This window comes from Vibrio sp. V30_P3S12P165 (assembly GCF_009904905.1).
In the GTDB taxonomy this organism is placed as follows: domain Bacteria; phylum Pseudomonadota; class Gammaproteobacteria; order Enterobacterales; family Vibrionaceae; genus Vibrio; species Vibrio fujianensis.
In genome coordinates, this window is sequence record NZ_WXWH01000072.1 from 13,764 (window position 1) to 36,553 (window position 22,790).

Sequence of the window (22,790 nt, forward strand, 5' to 3'; positions counted from 1 at the left end):
TTATATGAACTTGCTTCAATAGGAAATATTCGTCAGTATGACTATTCTCAAACCACTTAGCCTGGTAAGTCATTAGCAAATTTGTACAATCATAGATTGGCCTTTAGTGATAGCTAAGGGCCCCATTTCAGGAGCATAGCGACACCATGTAAATAGGTTAAACAAACCCTAGCCAGCACCATTACAACTTTAACTCAAAAAGCATAACAACAAGGAAGCATCGTGTATGAGTAATCCTGCACCACGTTTAACTCTGCGTGTCATTGAAAAGAGTGATTATCCTGAATTAGCCATGTTGATGGATCTCGTCTTTCACGATGTGGGCGGTGCTTGGCCCAGAATGACAATTATGGACTTAATTCACCAATTTCCAGATGGACAAATTTGTATTGAGGACGATGGAAAAGTCATTGCGGCCGCACTCACCATCAAAGTGGATTATAACCGTTTTTCTCTTCCTCATGTTTATACTGATATCATCAATGAACACAATGTGATTCAACATAAAACGAATGGCGATGCGCTGTATGGCTTGGATGTTTTCGTCCATCCTGATTACCGAGGGTTACGCTTAGGACGTCGATTATATACAGCTAGAAAAGAATTGTGCCGTAGTGACAACCTCAAAGCCATTTTAGCCGGTGGTCGAATACCGGGATACGCTCAATATGCGGATCAAATGCCAGTTATGGACTATATCGAAAAAGTCAAACGCCGTGAGCTGCATGATCCGATTCTCTCTTTCCAATTAGCAAATGACTTTGATGTTAAGCGGATTATGCGCCACTACCTACCGGAAGATGATAATTCAAGGGGATATGCCACCTTATTAGAGTGGGATAATTTCTTTTATGAAGAAGATATTCAATCTATTCATGATGTCGAAAAAACTTTAGTGCGTATTGGTATCGTTCAGTGGCAAATGCGAGCCGTGCTCAGTGTGGAAGATTTGTTGGATCAAGCCGAATTTTTTGTTGACTCGCTTTCAAAATATCAGGCAGATTTTGCCCTATTCCCAGAGTTTTTTAACGCCCCATTAATGGGATTAAAGCGCGAACAAAACAGCGTCGAAGCAATTCGCTTTTTAGCCTCTTTTAGTGAGCAGATAAAAACCCACTTCTCGACCCTGGCGGTCACTTACAACATTAATATTATTGCCGGTAGCATGCCTGTTTTAGAAGATGGTCAACTGTATAATGTGGCCTATTTACTTCATCGTGATGGCTCAATTGACCAACAGTACAAAATTCATATTACACCACATGAAAAACGTGACTGGGTGATCGATGGCGGCAACCATGTCCAAGTGTTTACAACCGATGCGGGCCGGGTGGGCATTTTAATTTGCTATGACAGTGAATTTCCAGAACTTGGACGAATGCTGGCAGAGCAAGGGGTACACATTATCTTCGTTCCTTTTTGGACCGATACCAAAAATGGTTATCAACGGGTTCGCCTTTGTTCACAAGCTCGGGCCATTGAAAACGAGTGTTATGTCGCCATTGGAGGCAGTGTCGGTAATTTACCACGAGTGGATAACGTCGACATTCAATATGCCCAGTCAGCTGTATTTTCACCATCCGATGTTTTCTTTCCACACGACGCGACCATTACCGAAGCTAGTCCAAATACGGAAATGATAATTTTTGCTGATGTGGATCTCGATAAGCTTAAACAACTTAATACTGAAGGCTCAGTCACCAATTTACGTCACCGCCGAATGGATCTCTATGGCGGATTTACTCACACTAAAATTCATCAATCTTAAAATTCACGCTATTTTCGTTCCAAGCGTATCTTTGGGCACCTTGGAACGACAAAAAATAACAACATGATAACAAAATCACGCTATTTTTTAGTTAAAACGGTTAGAGTAACTGCCCTAAAACCGCGAAAGGTCAACAGACCCTAGGAGCCTTGCCTCATGGAATCATTACTTCACGCTTTTCCTGTCATTACTGAAATTCCCGTCGCATGGGGAGAGATGGATGCATTGCAGCATATCAATAACGTGGTCTACTTTCGTTACTTTGAAACTGCGCGAATTGATTATTTTAAACAGATAGCCTTGATGGAAGATATTCAAAGCAGTGGTATCGGCCCAGTGCTGAGTGAAACCCAATGCCGTTATAAAATTCCGGTCACCTTTCCTGATACTTTATTGATCGGTTCCAGAGTAGTGGATATTCAGACTGATCGTTTCACCATGGAATACCACGTCGTGAGTAAAAAAATAGGTAAAGTCACCACCACAGGGGCTGCAACCATCGTGATGTTTAACTTTGCGACTGGACAAAAAGCGCTTCTCGCCGAACATTTGGTGCAAGCGATAAAACAAATTGAAACGCATGGCTGATTAACCATCAGTACACAATAACTCAAGAGCCTCTTGCCTAAATCTCGCTCAACGCTTATTGTGCCAAGCAATTATTCTCGACGGATCAACCAAATGAATAGTGCATTACTTGGTTTATTTATCCCAACGTTCTTCTTTGTTTCTATTACACCGGGTATGTGTATGACATTAGCTTTAACGCTTGGGATGAATCTTGGCTATCGAAAAACATTATGGATGATGATCGGTGAGTTGCTTGGCGTTGCCATGGTAGCCGTCTCTGCAGTCATCGGGATTGCCGCCATCATGCTGAGTTATCCATGGATGTTTACCCTGTTCAAATTAGTGGGTGCCAGTTATCTACTCTATCTCGGCATCCAAATGTGGCGTTCAAAAAGTAAACTGGCCTTCGATTCGACAGATCATCCTCACCCAACACATCATCGAAAAACACTATTTATCCAAGGTTTTATGACCGCGATTGCCAACCCCAAAGGTTGGGCATTCATGATTGCTTTATTACCACCTTTTATTGATCAATCTCACCGTTTAGTTCCACAACTCACTTTATTGATTTCCATCATTATGGTGTCTGAATTTATTTCAATGTCTCTTTACGCGATCGGAGGAAAAGGACTAAAACGAGCACTCGGAAAAGCCGATAACTTACGATTATTGAATCGCATCGCTGGTACGATGATGGCAGGGGTAGGTATCTGGCTACTAGCCAGCTAATGATTCTCTTTAATTACTTTTACCCGTATGACATCAAACCATGTCACGATGTGAAAGCAACATACTGCTCCTTTCCCCTGATACATTAACCGGCCTTAGTCCGACGACGTTATCACCCTTTCAATAAAGGATGACCGTATCCGTTAGTCACTCAAAAATACCATTCCATTCCTAAAAATTGCGCATTGAGCAAAGTAGATTATGCTTATTTAGGCAGGCCGCTATGTTTCATAACATCACGGATTTATAACAGGGTTCACAGCGCGATTTCTTCTAGGATATTTCTATGCGAAACAATCACCCCGTCACCAATAAAGAAAAAACCTTTGATAAAGACACCAAACTGATTTCCGTTACCGATACCCAAGGAAAAATTGTCGAGTGTAATGAGGCTTTCGCAAAGATCAGTGGTTTTCAAAAAGAAGAGTTAATTGGTCAGCCGCATAACATTATTCGACATCCAGATATGCCTTCACAGGCATTTGAAGTCATGTGGCAGCACCTCAAGGCAGGACAACCTTGGATGGGATTAGTCAAAAATCGTTGCAAAAATGGTGATTTCTACTGGGTCGATGCTTATGTCACTCCCATCACCGAAAATAATAACGTGATCGGTTATGAATCGGTTCGATCGTGTCCAGATAAAAAAGCCATTGCCAGAGCCGAAAAATTTTATCAAAGAGTCCGAGCCGGGAAGCCTGCCAAAGCCGGACTCTCTATTCGGTTAGAAAACCTCTTTTTGATATTCGCTTTAGCCTGCTCTGGCTTGCTATATGCGATGGAATATCCTGAACTATCGGAAAGTATATTACTCGTCGGGATTATCATCTTTAGTGTATGGGTGTCGTACTCTCGTCATCGAACGTTACATTCAATCAGTGACCTATTGCAGACCTCATTTTATCATCCACTCGCTATGCATACTTACACGGACGACACAGGTGAATTAGGCAAAATTAAAGTTTCATTGTACAGCCAAGCCGCTCATCTCAATACCATTATCGCTAGAATAGAAAATGCAGCGATCAATGTTTCTGCTGAAGCAAGGCGAGGGCAAGCTTTAACACAGAACGCACAGAAAGAAATATCTCGTCAACAAAAAGAGACCGAGGCCGTTGCTGCCGCTATGCATCAAATGAGCACCTCGATTCATGATGTATCAGAACATGTCAATAATACCGCCGAGCAAGCTGAAGTGGCTAACAAATTAACGCAAAACGGCGTTATCACCTCAAATACAACGCGTGATGCGATTGAAAAACTCAAACGTACTGTCCAGCAAATTGGTGACTCGGTACAAAACGTTTCCGAACAAACCAATAAAATTGCTCACGTAGCACAAATCATTGAAAATATTGCAGAACAAACCAATCTTCTGGCGTTAAATGCCGCCATTGAAGCGGCAAGAGCTGGAGAGCAAGGGCGAGGATTCGCTGTTGTTGCCGATGAAGTTCGTGTCCTTGCAACACGAACCCAACAATCAACCCAAGATATTCACGCCATCATCTCGGAACTGACACAGCGCGCTCAACAAGCGGTTCAAGTTTCACAAACGGGCGTTACCGATGCAGAAGACGGACTTCGCTATGTATTAGAAAGTGGGGAAGTACTAAAAGGAATTTCTCAAGCCGTTGAACATATCGCCGCCATGTCTTCACAAATTGCCACGGCGGTAGAACAACAGGCACATGTCGCTGAAGATGTGAATCAACAAATTGTTAATATTTCCATGTTGGCGTCCTCCACCCTGAAAGGAGCGAATGAACTCAGTGACAGCATTAACGATGTTCATAAAGTATCGGATGATTTACATGAACTCGTCATTCGTTTTAAACGTTAACGTACTAATATAAAAGTTATTCATCATCAAATCTGCTGATATTAAAAACACATACTTACACATTGAAGGTCGTTTTATTGAGTAACACGGTAAAGTCACAGGGTTATCTTTCTGTAAAAAGTGGGGAAAGAAACGGTTATCGCCGGTTACTTTATGCCTATTTTCTATTCATCGAGAGAAAACCTTTGTTTTACTCGGTTGTTATTGATGGCTCAAAGCTGGATAATAGCCAGATCAGAATTAAAGACGACTCGCATTATGACCGAATATTTTTTGTTATTAATCGGTACGGTATTGGTTAATAACTTTGTACTGGTAAAGTTTCTCGGCTTATGCCCCTTTATGGGGGTATCCAAAAAGCTCGAAACCGCGATAGGTATGGGCTTTGCTACCACGTTTGTGCTGACCCTGGCCTCCGTCTGCGCGTATCTGGTTGAAAGTTACATTCTTCGCCCGCTGGGTATTGAATATTTAAGGACGATGAGCTTTATTTTGGTGATTGCTGTCGTCGTACAATTTACCGAGATGGTCGTACATAAAACCAGCCCAACGTTGTATCGCTTATTAGGTATTTTTTTACCTTTGATCACCACCAATTGTGCCGTACTCGGTGTCGCGCTATTAAACATCAATGAAAACCATAATTTTATCCAATCCATTATTTATGGTTTTGGTGCTGCTGTCGGCTTTTCTTTGGTGTTAATTCTTTTCGCCTCCATGCGCGAACGCATTCAAGTGGCAGATGTACCGACGCCATTCAAAGGAGCATCGATTGCCATGATTACCGCTGGGTTGATGTCTCTTGCCTTTATGGGCTTTACCGGATTGGTGAAATTGTAATGAGTACGTTGTTGATCGCCGTTCTTGCTTTAGCGGTTTTAGCCGCAATTTTTGGTGCTATTTTAGGCTTTGCCTCGATTCGTTTTAAAGTCGACGGTGACCCGATTGTTGATCAAATTGATGCTATTTTACCACAAACTCAATGTGGCCAATGTGGCTATCCCGGTTGCCGCCCTTATGCGGAAGCTATCGCAAATGGCGATGCTATTAATAAATGTCCTCCGGGTGGCCAAGCCACAATTGAAAAACTCGCAGATTTAATGGGGGTTGAGGTTCAAGAATCTGCGCACGACCTCGACAACAAAGTCAAAACAGTGGCTTTTATTCATGAAGATATGTGTATTGGCTGCACGAAATGTATTCAAGCGTGCCCTGTCGATGCCATCGTCGGAAGCACAAAAGCACTGCATACTGTCATAAAAGACGAATGTACCGGTTGCGATTTGTGTGTTGCTCCGTGCCCAACGGATTGTATCGAGATGATTCCTGTCGAAACCACACCGGATACTTGGAAGTGGCAAATGAATGCAATTCCTGTTGTTAATATCACTGAAGCTGCGTCTGATACGCAAAAAAACGCACATTGAAGGTGAGTATGTTGTCATTAATTAAACAGATCCAAGCGGGTCAACTTTGGGATTTTCCCGGTGGTATTCACCCACCAGAAAATAAACAACAATCCAATCATGCGGCCATGCTCCCCGCCTTCATACCTGAAGAACTGATACTACCGATTAAACAACATATCGGAAAAGCGGGAGATCTACTGGTCGATATTGGCCAGCAGGTTTTAAAAGGGCAAGCCTTAACTCAGTACCGCAGCACCTTTATGCTACCGGTTCACGCACCGACATCGGGCACGATTAGCGCCATTGAACCAAGAACGACAGCTCACCCATCTGGGCTAGATGAAGTATGTATTATTCTCAAACCAGATGGTCAAGATCAGTGGGTCGCTCGTCATCCCATTACCGATTACACTTCGTACACACCTGAGCAATTGATTGAAATCATCCGGCAAGCTGGAATTGCAGGCATGGGCGGCGCAGGATTTCCTACTGCAAAAAAAATTCAATCCGGCCTATCTCGTACCGAAATTTTAATTATTAATGCCGCTGAATGTGAGCCCTATATCACCGCCGATGACCGACTCATGTGCGAACATGCTGAAGAAATTATTCAGGGCATCAGTATTGTCGAACATATTTTAAAGCCGAAATTAACCATTATTGGCATTGAAGATAATAAACCAGAAGCGATCCAAGCTCTTGAAAAAGCGGCTCAGCAAAAAGATCTTCTCATCCGTGTGATTCCCACTAAATATCCTTCGGGCGGTGAAAAACAGCTGATTAAAATTCTCACGAACCTTGAAGTGCCTAACGGGGGAATTCCAGCAGATATAGGGTTATTAGTACAGAATGTCGGGTCTATGTATGCCATAAAACGCGCCGTAATGGATGACGAACCGTTAATTGAACGAGTCGTCACCTTGACCGGTAATACATTCAGTCAACCTAGAAATGTTTGGGCCTTACTCGGCACACCCGTGCAAACACTGCTTAATAGTTTTAATTATCAAGCTGATAAACAATTACCTCGTTTGATCATGGGCGGCCCAATGATGGGCTTTACCCTGCCCCATGCCCATGTGCCGATAACGAAAACCACAAACTGCATCTTAGCTCCGACACGTAAAGAGATTGCACCGATACAAACGGAGATGTCCTGCATTCGCTGCGGCCAATGTGCTGATGCTTGCCCAGCAACATTATTACCACAGCAGTTACTGTGGCACGCCAAAGCACAAGAATATGAAAAGTGTGAGGCACTGAACCTCAAAGACTGTATTGAATGTGGTGCTTGTGCCTATGTCTGTCCAAGCGAAATTCCATTGGTGCATTATTATCGTCAAGCTAAAGCTGAAATTCGTACTCGTAAGCGAGAAGCGGAAGCTGCCGAACGCGCTAAACAGCGCTTTGAAGATAAAAAAGCACGGATGGAACGAGAAAAACAAGAACGAGAAAATCGCTTTAAGAAAGCGGCTGAAGATCGCCGGAAAGAGATGCAAAAAAGTGGCAGCGAAGATGCCATTGCCGCAGCTATCGCCCGCGTAAAAGCACAAAAACAATCTCAAAAAACGCAAAATAATACAACAAAATCAACCGTGGCAGATGCCATTGCGCGAGCGAAAGCAAAACAAGCCAAAGCGCTACAAACCGGAGCACATGAACCAGATAACACAGAAATGGTTAGGCTTCGTGAAGAGCGCAAACAGTTGGCCCGACAACGCAAAGCAGAGCAACACTCGGCGCAAGAGCCAGCTGAACAAACGTTAGATAACACAGCCGATCCAAAAAAAGCAGCCGTGGCTGCCGCTATTGCTCGAGCTAAAGCGCGTAAAGCAGAGCAACTCTCGGCGCAAGAGCCAGCTGAACAAACGTTAGATAACACAGCCGATCCAAAAAAAGCAGCCGTGGCTGCCGCTATTGCTCGAGCTAAAGCGCGTAAAGCAGAGCAACTCTCGGCGCAAGAGCCAACTGAACAAACGTCAGATAACACAGCTGATCCAAAAAAAGCAGCCGTGGCTGCCGCTATTGCTCGAGCTAAAGCGCGTAAAGCAGAGCAACTCTCGGCGCAAGAGCCAGCTGAACAAACGTCAGATAACACAGCTGATCCAAAAAAAGCAGCCGTGGCTGCCGCCATCGCCCGAGCTAAAGCGCGTAAAGCAGCCCAACAAACCAATAACCCACAAAATAACGTTGAGGAGAACAAATAGTGGCCTTTTTTATTGCCAGCTCCCCACATGCACATAATAAACGCAGTACTGCCGATTTAATGAAATGGGTCGCCATTTGTGCTTTGCCGGGTCTGCTTGCCCAAAGCTACTTTTTCGGATGGGGCACCTTTATTCAATTGTTGTTAGCCATTACTTTCGCTCTCACATTAGAAGCGATTGTCATGCGTCTACGTAAGCGTTCCCCGCTCACCACTATTCGGGATTACAGCGCCTTGGTGACGGCGTGGCTACTCGCTATTGCCATTCCTCCCCTTTCTCCTTGGTGGATTATTGCTATTGGTGTTTTGTTTGCGATTTTAATCGCCAAACAACTGTACGGCGGAATAGGACAGAACCCATTTAATCCAGCTATGATTGCTTATGTCGTTTTGCTTATTTCTTTTCCAGTGCAAATGACAAGTTGGATAGCACCGAATCAATTAGCACCCGATCCGGTCTCTTTTACCGATTCTTGGTCACTCATTATATCGGGATTTAATCAAGATGGGTTATCACTACAACAAGTCAGAGCGGGGATTGATGGCATCACAATGGCGACGCCATTAGATGCTTTTAAGACCTCAATTCATGCTGGGCATACCGTCACAGAAACCTTGCGACAACCACAATTTAGTGGTTTGGCTGGCATTGGCTGGGAGTGGGTTAACCTCGCCTACCTCATCGGAGGCTTAGCGCTGATTAAGTTACGCGTTATTCACTGGCATATTCCCACCGCTTTCCTCGCGGGGCTTATTGCATCAAGTACGCTGATCATGTTATTGGCTCCAGGTACCACCGCTTCCCCTATGCTGCATTTACTCTCTGGAGCAACCATGCTGGGAGCTTTCTTTATAGCAACCGATCCAGTTACCGCATCGACTACGCCTAAAGGGCGTTTAGTGTATGGTTTTTTCATTGGCTGCATGGTGTTTATCATTCGTAGTTGGGGTGGGTTCCCTGACGGGGTCGCTTTTGCCGTACTATTAGCCAACATGTGTGTACCATTGATCGATTATTACACCAAACCGCGTACTTACGGGCACTGAGGAAAAAACGATGTTGACTGCTATACGTAAAAATGGACTAATTCTTGCTGTCTTTGCTTGTGCATCGACGGGCGTTGTCGCCTTAACCCAATATTTAACTGCCAGTCAAATACAAGCTCAAGAAACGGCCCAGTTGTTATCTGTATTAAACCAAGTGGTTCCTCCTCATTTACACGATAATGAGCTGTCACAGACATGTACATTAGTCAGTGATCCCTTACTTGGTACAAATCAAGCCATGCATGTTTATCACGCTAGTCTGGCGGGAGAGCCAACCGCTTTAGCAATTGAAACCATCGCTCCCGATGGCTATAACGGCGCGATCAAACTCATCATCGGTATTGATAATCAAGGCACTGTTATTGGTACACGAGTACTTTCCCACCAAGAAACCCCTGGATTGGGCGATAAAATAGACCTGAGAATCAGTAATTGGATCTTAAACTTTACGGGCCGACAAGTCACAGAAGAGAACCAACAGCAATGGCAAGTCCGTAAAGACGGGGGTCAATTTGACCAATTTACTGGAGCCACCATTACGCCACGAGCGGTAGTTAAAGCGGTGAAACAAACGGTGAATTACGTTAATCTACACCGCCATGAAATCCTGCGTCAGCCACTCAATTGTGGAGGGGAAAACAATGAATAATCACAAGACCTTGATCAAAAATGGCCTTTGGGATAATAACCCAGCGTTAGTGCAACTACTGGGTTTATGTCCATTACTTGCTGTTTCTTCGACTGTCACTAACGCACTCGGCCTTGGTCTGGCTACTTTATTTGTCTTAGTCGGCTCAAATGTGATTGTTTCACTAGTTCGGGATTACGTGCCTAAAGAAGTTCGTATTCCTGTCTTTGTCATGATTATTGCGGCATTGGTTACCTGCGTTCAGCTATTGATCAATGCGTATGCCTATGGCTTGTACCTCTCATTAGGGATTTTTATTCCGTTAATCGTCACTAACTGCATTATTATTGGACGAGCTGAAGCCTTTGCTTCAAAAAATAATGTCCTACCCGCCGCACAAGATGGATTTTGGATGGGGCTTGGTATGACGTCGGTATTAGTGGTACTCGGCTCGCTACGTGAAATCATCGGCAATGGCACTCTTTTTGATGGTGCCGATCTCCTACTTGGAGACTGGGCAACCGTCTTACGTATCGACGTATTCCACTTAGATAATAGTTTTTTACTCGCTCTACTGCCACCGGGCGCATTTATTGGTGTTGGTTTCCTTATTGCAGTTAAAAACATCATTGACCGACAACTCGCTCAGCGTCAACCAAAACCAGAAAAACCAACCATTGAGCGCGCTCGAGTCACCAATGTTTAAGCGTCACGGTAAACAGGAAGCGAGATAACCATGAATAATGCTAAGCGAGTGGAAATTCTTCAGCGGTTAAGAGCCAATAATCCTAATCCACAAACGGAATTACACTGGAACAGCCCTTTTGAATTATTAATTGCCGTTTTGCTTTCAGCGCAAGCCACGGATGTCAGTGTTAATAAAGCGACGGATAAACTTTATCGGGTTGCCAATACCCCACAAGCTCTTTGGGATTTAGGTGTCGAGGGAGTAAAGTCATACATTAAAACCATCGGCCTATTTAATTCAAAGGCTGAAAATGTTATCAAAACATGTCGTATTCTATTAGATAAATATCAAGGCGAAGTCCCTGAAGATCGTGCAGCACTTGAATCCCTGCCTGGCGTCGGACGAAAAACAGCAAATGTGGTATTAAACACAGCTTTTGGCTGGCCGACGATTGCCGTGGATACCCATATTTTCCGAGTATCGAATCGCACCAAGTTTGCGGTCGGAAAAACGGTAGATGAAGTGGAACAAAAGCTGCTCAAAGTCGTTCCTAACGAATTTAAAATTGATGTCCACCACTGGTTAATTCTTCATGGCCGTTACACTTGCATCGCTCGTAAGCCGCGTTGCGCTAGCTGCATTATAGAAGATTTATGTGAATATAAAGAGAAAGTTTACCCGGAAAGCTAGGAGTTTGTTATGTCAAATAATCGTATTCTTCATACCATGTTACGTGTAGGAGATCTTGACCGTTCTATCGAATTTTATACCCATGTGATGGGAATGAAGCTACTGCGTAAAAATGAAAACACCGAATATAAATACACCCTTGCCTTTCTCGGTTATGGTGATGAATCAGAAGGTGCAGTAATTGAGTTGACCTATAACTGGGGAGTCACCGAATATGATATGGGTAATGCCTATGGTCATATTGCGATTGGTGTGGATGATATTTATGCCACCTGTGATGCCATCAAAGCCGCGGGAGGAAATGTAACCCGTGAAGCAGGCCCAGTGAAAGGCGGCAGTACACACATTGCCTTTATTAAAGATCCGGATGGCTACATGATTGAACTGATCCAAAATAAGCAAGCGAGCGCAGGATTAAAAGGTTAATAAAAACGGTTTAACCGTGAGCTTTAGAACACACCCCCACCCTATACCTATATAAGTGGGGGTGTGTTTATTTGCAACAAGCACTTCGAATCTAAAGTTAACTATTTGTTCTACCTAAAGAAATAACCACACGACGGTTTTTATCTCGCCCAACTGGTGACGTATTATCTGCGATCGGACGCCGACGCCCATAACCTTGAACTTGGATTCGGTCTTCAGGTAAACCAAGTGATTGGAAGTAAGTCTGCAAAGCCTCAGCTCTTTTTTCTGACAAGTGCTGACTCTCATTTTTTCCGTCAATACTATCGGTATACGTCGCAACAAGAATAAGATCAATATCTTGATTATAACGAATATACTCCGCCACTTGCGCTAATCGTTTTTGTGATGCTTTATTCAGCTCAACACTATCACCGCGATCATAATGCAAAATGGTGAACGCAATGTCTTCAAAACTATAAGGTAATAAATTAGCAATGCAGTCACTAAATACATTGTACTGCGGCTGAAAAAGTACCGATGACAACATGATCTCAATTCGCTGATTACGACTTTGCCAGTCTTGATAACTAAATGTAGGATAGCGCCCTTTTTCCAACTCACTCAATAATGCCCAAGCCGTTTGTCCACCAATATAACCATCAAACTGTTTAAAGAATTGGATGTTCGTCATACGATCGGCACTTTCACTCGGCCGCCATACCGGAGGCATAGAAACTAAACTGACATCACGCGTCTCTCCCATTGGCCGGCGCATTTTCAATTCAAAATCAAGGTTGATTTTTTTACTGGCATGAGAAGTAAATACCGCATCTCCATAATTAGGAATAGGATGAACCAAACGGCATTCTAAAGGGGTATTGGTGACCATTTGCCATGTTGATTGTTGTGGTGAGGCAACATACTGCTTAATCATCGCAGATGTAGTCAGCGAAGTTATCGAACCGATTACGCAAAAGCTGGCCATAACCCATTTATTCATAATGTATTCTCTTACCACTTATAGATAGGCAGCGACAGGTTTCCGCTCATAGGATACCGATCATTACCTCTGATTTCATCAAGTCACTCTGATATAAAATACATGCAAAAAACACACCATATCTAAACTCAGTCTAAGCGTCGTTTAGAAAATCAACCTAGGCTTGTTAAATCATGCACCAGAGTTTCAGTTTTATCAGCATATACCCAAACAACTTAGCGTTGCAGGTAGGTGGCAAGTGAGTGACAAATTTATCTGGAATAAATTTGAACAGCCTTAGGCTGGCCTTTGGTGAGAGCCACGGATGGATTTCATCATTCCCATGAACATAGACAGGCGATGTCATTGGGGGGAACGAACGTAGCCAACACAGCTGCAGCTTGAAGTAGAAAGGGGATAGATATTCATAAAACACATCGTTAAGTGATCGATATCAGCTGAAACTATTGTGGTGAAATCGCTGAGATTCGGTTTTTCTTAGCCATAGAATCTGTAATAATGGCCTTATGTTTAAATAAATTAGGCTCACATGACTGTTATTAATGAAGCTCTCACGCTAAAAAAACGCTTTAGGGGCTATTTTCCAGTTGTTATTGATGTAGAAACCGCAGGTTTTAACCCACTGACCGACGCTTTATTGGAAATTTGTGCAATCACTTTAGCAATGGATGAACAAGGGAATTTGCATCCAGCATCGACCATCCATTTCCATATCGAACCTTTTGAGGGCGCAAATATAGAAAAAGCGGCCTTGGAGTTTACTGGCATTTATGATCCCTTTAGTCCCCTTCGTGGCGCAGTAAGTGAAGAGTACGCTTTAAAAGAAATATACAAACAGGTCCGAAAAGAACAGAAAGCAGCAGATTGTAGCCGAGCCATCATTGTGGCGCATAACGCCGCCTTTGATCATGGGTTTGTCATGGCCGCCAATGACCGTTGCAAACTAAAACGAGTCCCTTTTCATCCCTTTGCGACCTTTGATACGGCGGCGCTCAGTGGTTTAGCCTATGGGCAAACTGTGTTAGCGAAAGCATGCAAAGCAGCAGGGATGGAATTTGATAGTCGAGAGGCACACTCTGCCCTTTACGATACCCAACAAACCGCAGAATTATTCTGTGGTATTGTCAACAAATGGAAAGCTCTCGGAGGCTGGCCACTCGCTGAACTGGCTAACACTACCGATGAATAATAAATAAATGGAATGAATTGAGAAGTTTATGAATCCTGTCGTTATTTCTGTCTGCGTGATGCTAATTTTAGCTCTAATGCGCATTAATGTTGTCGTTGCACTTACGTTCAGTGCAATTGTAGGAGGGCTCGTCGCTGGAATGAGCCTTAATGAAACGGTTTCTGCTTTTGAAAGTGGCTTAGGCGGCGGAGCAACGATTGCTCTCAGCTATGCCATGCTTGGAACCTTTGCCGTCGCCATTTCTCGCTCTGGCATCACAGATGTTTTAGCCCAAACCGTCATAAAACGTTTGCATGGAAAACAGAGCGCGGCGGCAACAACTGGAGTGAAATATGCCGTATTAGTCGCCCTACTGCTAATGGCCATGTCTTCGCAAAACGTTATTCCTGTGCATATCGCCTTTATTCCGATTCTGATCCCGCCACTATTAGGTGTATTTGCTCGATTAAAAGTCGACCGTCGGATGATTGCCTGCGTGCTTACCTTTGGATTAATCACCCCTTATATGATTTTACCTATCGGTTTTGGTGGCATTTTCCTCAACAATATTTTGCTGAAAAACCTAAGAGATAACGGTTTAGAACATGTAACAGCAAGCCAAGTGCCTATCGCTATGTTATTGCCAGGGTTAGGAATGCTTGTTGGTTTGCTGATTGCTATCTTCTTTACTTACCGTAAACCGCGTGAGTATCGCGAAACAGAGTTAACGGTAAGCGATTCGGAAAGTAACACGATCAAACACCAGCATATTTTAACTGCAGCGGTTGGGATCGTCGCAGCTTTGGCCGTACAACTGGCAACCGGTTCAATGATCATTGGGGCTTTAGCGGGTTTTATGGTCTTTACCTTTGGTGGTGTCATCGCTTGGAAAGAAACTCATGATGTGTTTACCAAAGGTGTGCATATGATGGCCATGATCGGCTTTATTATGATTTCTGCTGCGGGATTTGCTGCTGTGATGAAATCAACAGGAGGTGTTGAATCTCTCGTTACTGCGCTCTCAACCAGTATTGGTGACAACAAACCCCTTGCGGCCCTGCTGATGCTGGTGGTGGGCTTATTAGTCACTATGGGCATTGGCTCTTCATTTTCAACCATCCCGATTATCGCGACGATTTATGTTCCCCTCTGCCTTGCGTTTGGTTTTTCACCAATGGCGACCATTGCTCTCGTCGGTACAGCGGCAGCACTAGGCGATGCGGGTTCCCCTGCTTCAGATTCGACGCTAGGTCCGACATCTGGCCTCAATGCAGATGGGCAACATGAACATATTTGGGAAACGGTTGTGCCAACCTTTATTCACTACAATTTACCGCTAATTGCATTTGGTTGGCTTGCTGCAATGGTATTGTAGAAAACAAAAACGAGAGCGCTGATTAAGTGCTCTCGTTAACTTTGTCGCTATGAATGCCATCGAGAAAAATAAATAGGCTCAAGCCTCTTCATTATATAGTTCAAGGTTAGCGAGATCCTGTTGGATTTCTGCTTGTGTTTTTGCATCATCACTACGCATCGACTCAAGGTACTCTAGGTAAGCATGGTCGATATCACCCGTGACATATTCACCATTGAACACTGACGCTTCAAATTGACTAATATCTAGGTTACCTAAGCCAACAGCTTGTACCAGATCCTCCAATGTTTGGAAAATTAAAGCATCAGCACCAATCTGCTGACAGATGGCTTCATTATCACGTCCATGGGCAATCAATTCATTCGCACTTGGCATATCAATACCATAAACGTTAGGGAAACGAATTTCAGGTGCAGCGGACACTAGGTAAACCTTTTTCGCCCCAGAATCACGAGCCATTTCAATAATCTGCTCAGAGGTGGTACCACGCACAATGGAGTCATCAACTAAAAGTACGTTTTTATCTTTAAATTCAGAGCGAATCGCATTCAGTTTACGACGGACCGATTTTATCCGTTGTAACTGGCCTGGCATAATAAATGTCCGTCCTACATAACGATTTTTCACAAATCCTTGTCGATAAGGTTTATCGATTGCTTGCGCAATTTGCAGAGCAATATCACACGACGTTTCCGGAATAGGGATCACCACATCAATATCTAATTGACTAAAGTTTTCTTTGATTCGTTGACCTAATTTTTTCCCCATTTCGACTCGGGCACTATAAACCGAAATTTTATCAATAAATGAATCTGGACGAGCAAAGTAGACGTATTCAAAAATACAAGGATTGAGTACAGGGTTATCTGCACATTGCTTGGTAAACAATTGACCATCAAAGGTTGCATAGATAGCTTCACCAGGTGCGATATCTCGCATAAAGTTAAAGCCCACTGCATCCAGAGCAACCGATTCAGAAGCCACCATATATTCCGTTCGCTCTCCGACTTCACGCTTACCTAAACAAAGCGGACGAATACCACGTGGATCACGAAAAGCAATCATACCATGGCCAATGATCATCGCTGTCACGGCATAAGCACCACGAACTGTGCGGTGCACATTTGCCACTGCACGGAACACATCTTCCGCGGCAACATTCCCTTTTACAGTATCAATCTCATGCGCAAGTACATTTAATAAAACTTCAGAATCTGAAGTGGTATTGATATGGCGACGATCTTTTTCAAACAGTTTTTGTCGCACGATTGCCGCATTGGTTAAGTTACCATTATGGGCAAGGGTTATGCCAAATGGAGAGTTGACGTAGAAAGGTTGAGCTTCCGATGCACTCGAACTGCCGGCCGTAGGATAACGCACATGACCAATCCCCACGGTTCCTTGAAGACGTTGCATGTGCTTAGCTTCAAAAACATCCTTGACTAAACCATTCGCCTTACGCAGACGAAAACGATTGCTTTCTATGGTACAAATACCCGCGGCATCTTGGCCACGATGCTGCAATACCGTTAACGCGTCATAAATTGACTGGTTTACCAGCGTTGTACCCACGATTCCAACAATACCACACATGTCCTGATCCTCGATTTGCGACAATAACTGGCGCTTAAATCGCGCCAGAAAGAAAACTTGATGTTGCTTGTAGGTGTTCAAAAAACGGAGCAATAATGCGGCTAAATTCCGGCACTAGCTGCGAACTCTTCCACCATTCTGCACTTGGGGATGCGGTAAAGGCATCCATAAAAAATAAGGCGGCAGCAACAATCAGAACCCCACGTAATGCGCCAAAAACGACACCGAGAATTCTGTCTGTTCCTGATAACCCAGTTTTGTGCACTAACTGGGCAATGACATAGTTTACAATCGCACCGACAATCAATGTCGCAACAAATAACACCGCAATGGCCGCACCATTTCGAAATGTGTCATCGTTAATATTGCTGAAATACACCGCTAATCTTGCGTAATATTCCGAAGCGATATAAAACGCTGCAAACCATATCACTAACGACAAGGCTTCTTTAGCAAAGCCACGTACAAGGCTAATCAACGCAGACAAGCCGATCACACTTAAAATGACAATATCTAACCAGTTCATGAGTTCTTACATTCTAAGTTGGCGCGCATTTTAACAGAAAAAAACACGACGCAAACGTTTTCTTATGGATTTATTGGCTTAAATTTGAGCAATTGACCTTTTGAACCAGTAATTTTCTCTAATTCCACCAGCTGTTTTTCTAACTTACTTTTTGACACATCTGGGCCGATGATCACTCGAGTAAAGCCATTTTCTTGTTTTGTATGGGCTTGGTATCCCCGTTTTTGTAAATCAACAACGACCGTTTTGGCATTTTCGGCATTTTTCAGTGCCATTAGCTGAATGATCCAAGCACTATCTTGATAGTCATTTTGCTCATGCACAGGCCGAATCACGGTAGTCAGTTTTTCTCCTCCTTTATCTTGTATCGTGGAAGCGGTCTCCACTGCGGTCACCGGAGAATCTGGCAATGTGGTTTGATCTTCAATTGGGTCTAAAATTTCAAATGTTTCAACTGCACTATCTAACTCAGGTTTGAGAGGAATACTTGCAATCTCCTCTTGATAGTGCATTTTTTTTCCATCCAATAAGTCTGGCAGCACGATGACACCAATCGCAGCCAAAATGATCGTTCCCACTAATCGGCTTTGAAATTTACTTGCCATTTATTCTCCTTTCTCTTGCCAATATTCCAACACCTCTCCAACCGTATGGAACGAACCTGCCACGACGATAATCTCATCCGGCTGAGCTTGTACTAAAGCCGCTTTCAATGCCATCACAGGGTTATCATACTGTTTTTGTTCACCAGAAAGATACTCAGCAAGCTCTTGTGCCATTGCGGCACGAGGGCCAGAAAGCGAGGCTGGATACCAACACTTCACAATAGGAGCTAACGCTTCTAAGGTCGATTTGATATCTTTGTCATGCAACATGCCAATCACTAAATGAACTTTTTGGGTCGGATATTGACGCTCAAGTTGCGATGCAAGGTAGAGAGCCGAGTGCGGATTATGCGCGACATCTAATAAAATCGTCGGTTGCGTATTGAGTCGTTGCATACGCCCAGCCAGCGATGCATGCCGCAAACCTTCAATCACATCGACATCACTGACATTCAAACCGGAACAACCAAGCGCCATTAACGCTGTTGCTGCATTTGGTAACGGTAGGTTGGGCAAAGGTAAATCCGTTAACTGAAATGAACCACTCTTCCAATTCCACCGATTTTCAGACGACAATTGATAATCAAACTGAATGCCGACTTGATAAAATATCGCGCCAATATCATCGGCATGTGCGGCAACTGTTGCAGGTGGGTAAGGTTGACCACAAATAGCAGGCTTTCCTGTACGAAAAATTCCCGCTTTTTCAAAACCAATAACATTGATATCACTGCCTAACCAATCAACATGATCGATAGCAAGGCTAGTAATAACGGCAATGTCATGTTCAACAACATTGGTCGCGTCAAGACGTCCACCAAGCCCAACTTCCAATAAAATGACCTCAACTTTCTCTGTTTGAAAAAGTCGCAACGCTGCAAGCGTTCCAAATTCAAACAAACTCAGTGAGATATCCGCCCGTTGAGCTTCTACAAAAGCAAAAGCTTGAGCATGTTTTTCATCCGGAAGTTCTTGTCCATTGATACGCACACGTTCGTTATAACGAATTAAATGGGGTGAGCTATACACTCCCACTGAATAACCGGCATGCAGAAGAATGCTCTCCATTAAAGCACAAGTAGAACCTTTACCATTGGTACCCGCAACCGTAATTACCATTGCTGTGTGTTGGGTCAACTGCGCTTTTTCAGCAACCGCCTGAACGCGCTCTAATCCGAGATCAATGGCAGAGCTATGAATATGAGATAAATAATCAAGCCACGTCGCGAGTGGAGAGGTGGCTTGAGGAATTGAGTTTTGAGTCATCTAACGTAGAACCGTAATTATTCTGGTTTAGTTAGCCGTTACTTTACCCTTTTTTATCCGCTTCTGGTACAGAATAAGTTTCTTCCTGAGGCGCACTATCCACAGAAACAACTAAAGGAGAAGCATGTTTAGTCATTTTGGCTAATAATCCAGCAACCCGTTGACGCATCTCCCGACGATCGACAATCATATCAATCGCACCATGATCCAAAAGAAACTCACTACGCTGAAATCCTTCAGGAAGATCTTCACGCACCGTTTGCTCAATGACCCGGCGTCCAGCAAAACCGATTAATGCTTTTGGCTCACCAATGTTAATATCCCCTAACATTGCCAAACTGGCAGAGACACCACCCATGGTTGGATCTGTCATCACAGAGATAAAAGGCAGTCCTTGATGAGATAGACGCTCTAATGCTGCACTGGTTTTGGCCATCTGCATCAAAGACATTAATGCTTCTTGCATACGAGCGCCACCACTGGCAGAAAAGCAGACCAGCCCACAATGGTTTTCAATTGCAGCATCAACCGCACGTACAAAACGTGCACCCACCACTGAGCCCATTGAACCGCCCATAAAAGAAAATTCAAATGCGCAAGCGACTACAGGAACACCAATAACTTCGCCAGTCATTACCACTAATGCGTCTTTCTCGCCGCTGTTTTTTTGAGCCGTTGCAATACGCTCTTTATAGCGTTTTGAATCTTTAAACTTCAGAATATCTTTCGGTTCCAGTTCATCTGCGATTTCATGACGATTTCCTTCATCAAGAAACGTCTCAAGACGTCGGCGAGCTTTCATTCGCATATGATGATTACATTTAGGGCAAACCTCGAGGTTGCGCTCTAACTCAGCGTAATAAAGCACCTGTTCACATGCTGTACACTTGGTCCATACCCCTTCAGGTATTGACGCTTTACGTGAACTGACGATGTTGCTTTTCTCTAAAATCTTTTCAAGCCAACTCATGCAAGACCTTTTTACTTTCTCATCTCCCGCTTGATTACGAAAGATATAAATTAGACATTAACGCGAGGGATTAAAGCATACAAAATGCCAACTGTAGATAAAAAACTGGTTGTACCTATTTTTATCCCTACGATACCTTCATATTGTGGAAGGGATGATCATCAATTAGTCCAAGCTATCTGCTAAAAATAGCGGGCCGAGCGGAGCTTGCGGTAGCTCAAACTGCTCAGGATAATCAACGCCAACCAAGTATAACCCTTCTGCTTTCGCTGTAGCTGCTGCAAGCTTACGATCTTTAGCCGCCAGCAACCATGCTATCCACTGCGGTTCCTGCTCACCTCGACCAACAGCAATAAGGCTACCGGCAATATTACGCACCATATGATGGACAAACGCATTCGCCTTAATATCGATGACCACATATCGGCCATGGCGGATAACATTCAAATGCATCATGTTACGCCAAGGACTACGAGACTGGCAATGCACGGCTCGAAATGAAGTAAAATCATTCTCCCCTAAGAGATATTGCCCAGCCTGATGCATTCGTTCTGCATCAAGTTCACCATGGTAATGACTGACACCTGAAGATAAAATGCCAGGTCGATAAGCATGGTTATAAATAATGTAACGATAACGACGTGCTGTCGCACTAAAACGGGCGTGAAAATCGTCCGTCACTTCTTTTGCCCAACGAACCGCAATATCTTTAGGTAAATGAGCATTGGCTCCCATAGTCCATGCCACCATTTTTCGATCGGCGGTGGTATCAAAATGCACAACCTGCCCTGTTCCGTGGACTCCGGCATCGGTTCGTCCGGCACATTGCACTTCAACGGGATGGTTGGCAATCGTCGATAACGCTTTTTCCAACTGTTCTTGTACACTGATAACGTCTCGTTGGCGCTGCCAGCCAAAGTAATGAGTGCCATCATACTCAATACCTAGAGCAATTCTCATGATCTACTTCTCGTTAAAAATGGGGGGGCAGTATATACCTAAGTGAGTTGGAGATGCTAGGCTCAAACGAATCAATGGCTTTGCTATGAAATGCAATGACATTGCACACCGCCTATAGTCGCTCATCATTAATCTCTTCACTTAGTTATGACTACCCTCGGCCATTAATCACATCAATAAGGTGCTTTGCTTGACGACGAATATCATCGCTACCATCAACGATGGCTTCCTCTAGCAGTTTTATTGCCCCTTTTCGATCATTCATTTCCATATAAATTTTTGCAAGATCTAATTTACCCGCTGCTTCGGCGTTGCTATCGACGTCAAAATCGCTGACATCACCTATAACATCAGGAAATTCATCTAACCCAACCTCCAACTTGAGTTCTTCATCATCAGGGTTGAGAGTCCCTTCTTCTCTCTCTACTTGAGCCATCAATTCATCGATGGTCATAAACTCGCTTTTTTCAGGATCAAAATCGACAATATCTTCTTGATGGCCCCAATTTTCGACTTCAACTTCCGGTTGCTGATTTTGAATGTCGGGCTGCCATATGGCTTGATCCTCTGCAGGGACCTCATCTGGAATGGTCGCTTTTTGATCTTCGGTGAGATTGAATCCATTCCAATCTTCTCCCCCCATCTGCAGCATGGCATCAATGTCCATACCAGCACTATCAATCGTTTGAGTATCGAGAGGCCCGTTAAACCGTTCATTTGCCTGCTCAATACCTTCATCCAACAATGCATCTAATTGTTGTTCGCTAAATTTATCACTGGCTAATTGGCTAAAGTCTATCTCTTCAAGCGCTGACCTAGGCTGAGCATCATTTTCGATATTCGCCCGATCTGGCTTATCTTCAATCGGTGACTCTTGAGGGGATAATGTGTCGTCGGATTGATTGAGCCCATTTTCATCGAACTGGCTCATTAGCTGATCAAGGTCAGGCTGTCCTTCTCCATCAAAAATAACATCAGATTCGGTTTCAAGTTCACTATCAGCCAAAGCGTCCGCTTCGCTGTACTCTGGTAACTCGCGGTCATCCAAAACCAACGGTTCGGATTCGGGCTCAACCTCAGCGTCTGGCTCTGCGGCTTGCTCGGCCAGCTCACTTTCGGCTATTTCGCTTTCTGTTGTTTGGTCTGCCGTTGTCTGGTCTGACGTTGTTTCCTCTGGCGTTTTGGCTTCACTGGCTGCTGTTGGCTCATCTAACGCGGCAGATTCTGGCGCTAATTCATGCTCGGCATCGCTATCAGCCAAAGCGTCCGCTTCGCTGTACTCTGGTAACTCGTTGTCATCCAAAACCAACGGTTCGGATTCGGGCTCAACCTCAGCGTCTG

At 44.0% G+C, this 22,790-nt stretch carries 22 protein-coding genes; 14 read left to right on the forward strand and 8 right to left on the reverse strand.

Translation table 11 applies throughout. The annotated features are described in order from the left end of the window. Positions 1–226 precede the first annotated feature (226 nt). From CAG57_RS13620 to gloA, 12 genes are all read left to right on the forward strand, one after another. The gene (locus tag CAG57_RS13620; RefSeq protein WP_161428416.1) at positions 227–1,768 is read left to right on the forward strand and encodes a bifunctional GNAT family N-acetyltransferase/carbon-nitrogen hydrolase family protein; all 1,542 of its coding nucleotides are present in this window, start codon (positions 227–229) and stop codon (positions 1,766–1,768) included. A gap of 156 nt (positions 1,769–1,924) precedes the next feature. After that, positions 1,925–2,356, forward strand: coding sequence for an acyl-CoA thioesterase (locus tag CAG57_RS13625; protein ID WP_099612126.1), 432 nt, complete (start codon positions 1,925–1,927; stop codon positions 2,354–2,356). Positions 2,357–2,449: 93 nt separating this feature from the next. Further along, positions 2,450–3,070, forward strand: coding sequence for a LysE family translocator (locus CAG57_RS13630; protein ID WP_099612125.1), 621 nt, complete (start codon positions 2,450–2,452; stop codon positions 3,068–3,070). Positions 3,071–3,356: 286 nt separating this feature from the next. Then, entirely contained in the window at positions 3,357–4,910 is a 1,554-nt protein-coding gene (locus CAG57_RS13635; protein ID WP_161428417.1) for a methyl-accepting chemotaxis protein, read from the forward strand. Positions 4,911–5,168: 258 nt separating this feature from the next. Then, entirely contained in the window at positions 5,169–5,750 is a 582-nt protein-coding gene (rsxA, locus tag CAG57_RS13640) for an electron transport complex subunit RsxA (RefSeq protein WP_078926219.1), read from the forward strand. Continuing rightward, positions 5,750–6,337 (forward strand): electron transport complex subunit RsxB, encoded by a 588-nt coding sequence (gene rsxB / locus CAG57_RS13645; protein ID WP_099612123.1) that lies wholly within the window; start codon positions 5,750–5,752, stop codon positions 6,335–6,337. Before rsxA ends, rsxB begins: the two co-directional genes overlap by 1 nt. A gap of 8 nt (positions 6,338–6,345) precedes the next feature. Beyond that, positions 6,346–8,526 carry an electron transport complex subunit RsxC gene (rsxC, locus tag CAG57_RS13650; protein ID WP_161428418.1) on the forward strand — a complete coding sequence of 727 codons (2,181 nt, stop codon included), beginning with the start codon at positions 6,346–6,348 and terminating at the stop codon, positions 8,524–8,526. After that, positions 8,526–9,572 (forward strand): electron transport complex subunit RsxD, encoded by a 1,047-nt coding sequence (rsxD, locus tag CAG57_RS13655; RefSeq protein ID WP_161428419.1) that lies wholly within the window; start codon positions 8,526–8,528, stop codon positions 9,570–9,572. Before rsxC ends, rsxD begins: the two co-directional genes overlap by 1 nt. A gap of 10 nt (positions 9,573–9,582) precedes the next feature. Beyond that, the gene (gene rsxG / locus CAG57_RS13660) at positions 9,583–10,221 is read left to right on the forward strand and encodes an electron transport complex subunit RsxG (RefSeq protein WP_099612120.1); all 639 of its coding nucleotides are present in this window, start codon (positions 9,583–9,585) and stop codon (positions 10,219–10,221) included. Further along, a complete protein-coding gene (locus CAG57_RS13665) occupies positions 10,214–10,906 on the forward strand; it encodes an electron transport complex subunit E (protein ID WP_099612119.1) in 693 nt (230 codons plus the stop codon). The genes rsxG and CAG57_RS13665 overlap by 8 nt, the downstream gene beginning before the upstream one ends. 30 nt (positions 10,907–10,936) lie before the next feature. Further along, positions 10,937–11,578: an endonuclease III gene (nth, locus tag CAG57_RS13670; protein WP_099612118.1), complete on the forward strand. Its 642-nt coding sequence runs from the start codon at positions 10,937–10,939 to the stop codon at positions 11,576–11,578. Positions 11,579–11,587: 9 nt separating this feature from the next. After that, on the forward strand, positions 11,588–12,004 hold the full coding sequence (gloA, locus tag CAG57_RS13675) for a lactoylglutathione lyase (protein WP_099612117.1): 417 nt from the start codon (positions 11,588–11,590) through the stop codon (positions 12,002–12,004). Between the two features lie 97 nt (positions 12,005–12,101). On the opposite strand, the gene motY is transcribed toward gloA, so the two are convergent. Next, positions 12,102–12,986 (reverse strand): flagellar protein MotY, encoded by an 885-nt coding sequence (gene motY / locus CAG57_RS13680; protein ID WP_161428071.1) that lies wholly within the window; start codon positions 12,984–12,986, stop codon positions 12,102–12,104. Between the two features lie 529 nt (positions 12,987–13,515). On the opposite strand from motY, the gene rnt reads away from it, so the two are divergent. After that, positions 13,516–14,175 carry a ribonuclease T gene (rnt, locus tag CAG57_RS13685; RefSeq protein WP_099612115.1) on the forward strand — a complete coding sequence of 220 codons (660 nt, stop codon included), beginning with the start codon at positions 13,516–13,518 and terminating at the stop codon, positions 14,173–14,175. Between the two features lie 28 nt (positions 14,176–14,203). Next, positions 14,204–15,529: a Na+/H+ antiporter family protein gene (locus CAG57_RS13690; RefSeq protein WP_161428335.1), complete on the forward strand. Its 1,326-nt coding sequence runs from the start codon at positions 14,204–14,206 to the stop codon at positions 15,527–15,529. A gap of 78 nt (positions 15,530–15,607) precedes the next feature. Here CAG57_RS13690 and purF read toward each other — a convergent pair whose 3' ends face one another. From purF to CAG57_RS13725, 7 genes are all read right to left on the reverse strand, one after another. After that, the gene (purF, locus tag CAG57_RS13695; protein WP_161428336.1) at positions 15,608–17,122 is read right to left on the reverse strand and encodes an amidophosphoribosyltransferase; all 1,515 of its coding nucleotides are present in this window, start codon (positions 17,120–17,122) and stop codon (positions 15,608–15,610) included. 34 nt (positions 17,123–17,156) lie between these two features. Next, entirely contained in the window at positions 17,157–17,648 is a 492-nt protein-coding gene (locus CAG57_RS13700) for a CvpA family protein (protein ID WP_099612113.1), read from the reverse strand. A gap of 62 nt (positions 17,649–17,710) precedes the next feature. Next, positions 17,711–18,253: an SPOR domain-containing protein gene (locus CAG57_RS13705; RefSeq protein WP_099612112.1), complete on the reverse strand. Its 543-nt coding sequence runs from the start codon at positions 18,251–18,253 to the stop codon at positions 17,711–17,713. After that, positions 18,254–19,519: a bifunctional tetrahydrofolate synthase/dihydrofolate synthase gene (gene folC, locus CAG57_RS13710; protein ID WP_161428337.1), complete on the reverse strand. Its 1,266-nt coding sequence runs from the start codon at positions 19,517–19,519 to the stop codon at positions 18,254–18,256. 43 nt (positions 19,520–19,562) lie between these two features. Beyond that, positions 19,563–20,489, reverse strand: coding sequence for an acetyl-CoA carboxylase, carboxyltransferase subunit beta (accD, locus tag CAG57_RS13715; RefSeq protein ID WP_161428338.1), 927 nt, complete (start codon positions 20,487–20,489; stop codon positions 19,563–19,565). 165 nt (positions 20,490–20,654) lie between these two features. After that, positions 20,655–21,449: a tRNA pseudouridine(38-40) synthase TruA gene (gene truA / locus CAG57_RS13720; protein WP_161428339.1), complete on the reverse strand. Its 795-nt coding sequence runs from the start codon at positions 21,447–21,449 to the stop codon at positions 20,655–20,657. Between the two features lie 151 nt (positions 21,450–21,600). Continuing rightward, the coding region (locus CAG57_RS13725; RefSeq protein WP_337247052.1) for a FimV/HubP family polar landmark protein at positions 21,601–22,790 on the reverse strand (1,190 nt) is incomplete at its 5' end.

Bases quoted from the DNA above. Each gene is read 5' to 3' on its own strand.
- CAG57_RS13620 (WP_161428416.1), top strand. From the start codon at position 227: ATGAGTAATCCTGCACCACGTTTAACTCTGCGTGTCATTGAAAAGAGT.
- CAG57_RS13625 (WP_099612126.1), top strand. From the start codon at position 1,925: ATGGAATCATTACTTCACGCTTTTCCTGTCATTACTGAAATTCCCGTC.
- CAG57_RS13630 (WP_099612125.1), top strand. From the start codon at position 2,450: ATGAATAGTGCATTACTTGGTTTATTTATCCCAACGTTCTTCTTTGTT.
- CAG57_RS13635 (WP_161428417.1), top strand. From the start codon at position 3,357: ATGCGAAACAATCACCCCGTCACCAATAAAGAAAAAACCTTTGATAAA.
- rsxA (WP_078926219.1), top strand. From the start codon at position 5,169: ATGACCGAATATTTTTTGTTATTAATCGGTACGGTATTGGTTAATAAC.
- rsxB (WP_099612123.1), top strand. From the start codon at position 5,750: ATGAGTACGTTGTTGATCGCCGTTCTTGCTTTAGCGGTTTTAGCCGCA.
- rsxC (WP_161428418.1), top strand. From the start codon at position 6,346: ATGTTGTCATTAATTAAACAGATCCAAGCGGGTCAACTTTGGGATTTT.
- rsxG (WP_099612120.1), top strand. From the start codon at position 9,583: ATGTTGACTGCTATACGTAAAAATGGACTAATTCTTGCTGTCTTTGCT.
- CAG57_RS13665 (WP_099612119.1), top strand. From the start codon at position 10,214: ATGAATAATCACAAGACCTTGATCAAAAATGGCCTTTGGGATAATAAC.
- nth (WP_099612118.1), top strand. From the start codon at position 10,937: ATGAATAATGCTAAGCGAGTGGAAATTCTTCAGCGGTTAAGAGCCAAT.
- gloA (WP_099612117.1), top strand. From the start codon at position 11,588: ATGTCAAATAATCGTATTCTTCATACCATGTTACGTGTAGGAGATCTT.
- motY (WP_161428071.1), bottom strand. From the start codon at position 12,986: ATGAATAAATGGGTTATGGCCAGCTTTTGCGTAATCGGTTCGATAACT.
- rnt (WP_099612115.1), top strand. From the start codon at position 13,516: ATGACTGTTATTAATGAAGCTCTCACGCTAAAAAAACGCTTTAGGGGC.
- CAG57_RS13690 (WP_161428335.1), top strand. From the start codon at position 14,204: ATGAATCCTGTCGTTATTTCTGTCTGCGTGATGCTAATTTTAGCTCTA.
- purF (WP_161428336.1), bottom strand. From the start codon at position 17,122: ATGTGTGGTATTGTTGGAATCGTGGGTACAACGCTGGTAAACCAGTCA.
- CAG57_RS13700 (WP_099612113.1), bottom strand. From the start codon at position 17,648: ATGAACTGGTTAGATATTGTCATTTTAAGTGTGATCGGCTTGTCTGCG.
- CAG57_RS13705 (WP_099612112.1), bottom strand. From the start codon at position 18,253: ATGGCAAGTAAATTTCAAAGCCGATTAGTGGGAACGATCATTTTGGCT.
- folC (WP_161428337.1), bottom strand. From the start codon at position 19,519: ATGACTCAAAACTCAATTCCTCAAGCCACCTCTCCACTCGCGACGTGG.
- accD (WP_161428338.1), bottom strand. From the start codon at position 20,489: ATGAGTTGGCTTGAAAAGATTTTAGAGAAAAGCAACATCGTCAGTTCA.
- truA (WP_161428339.1), bottom strand. From the start codon at position 21,449: ATGAGAATTGCTCTAGGTATTGAGTATGATGGCACTCATTACTTTGGC.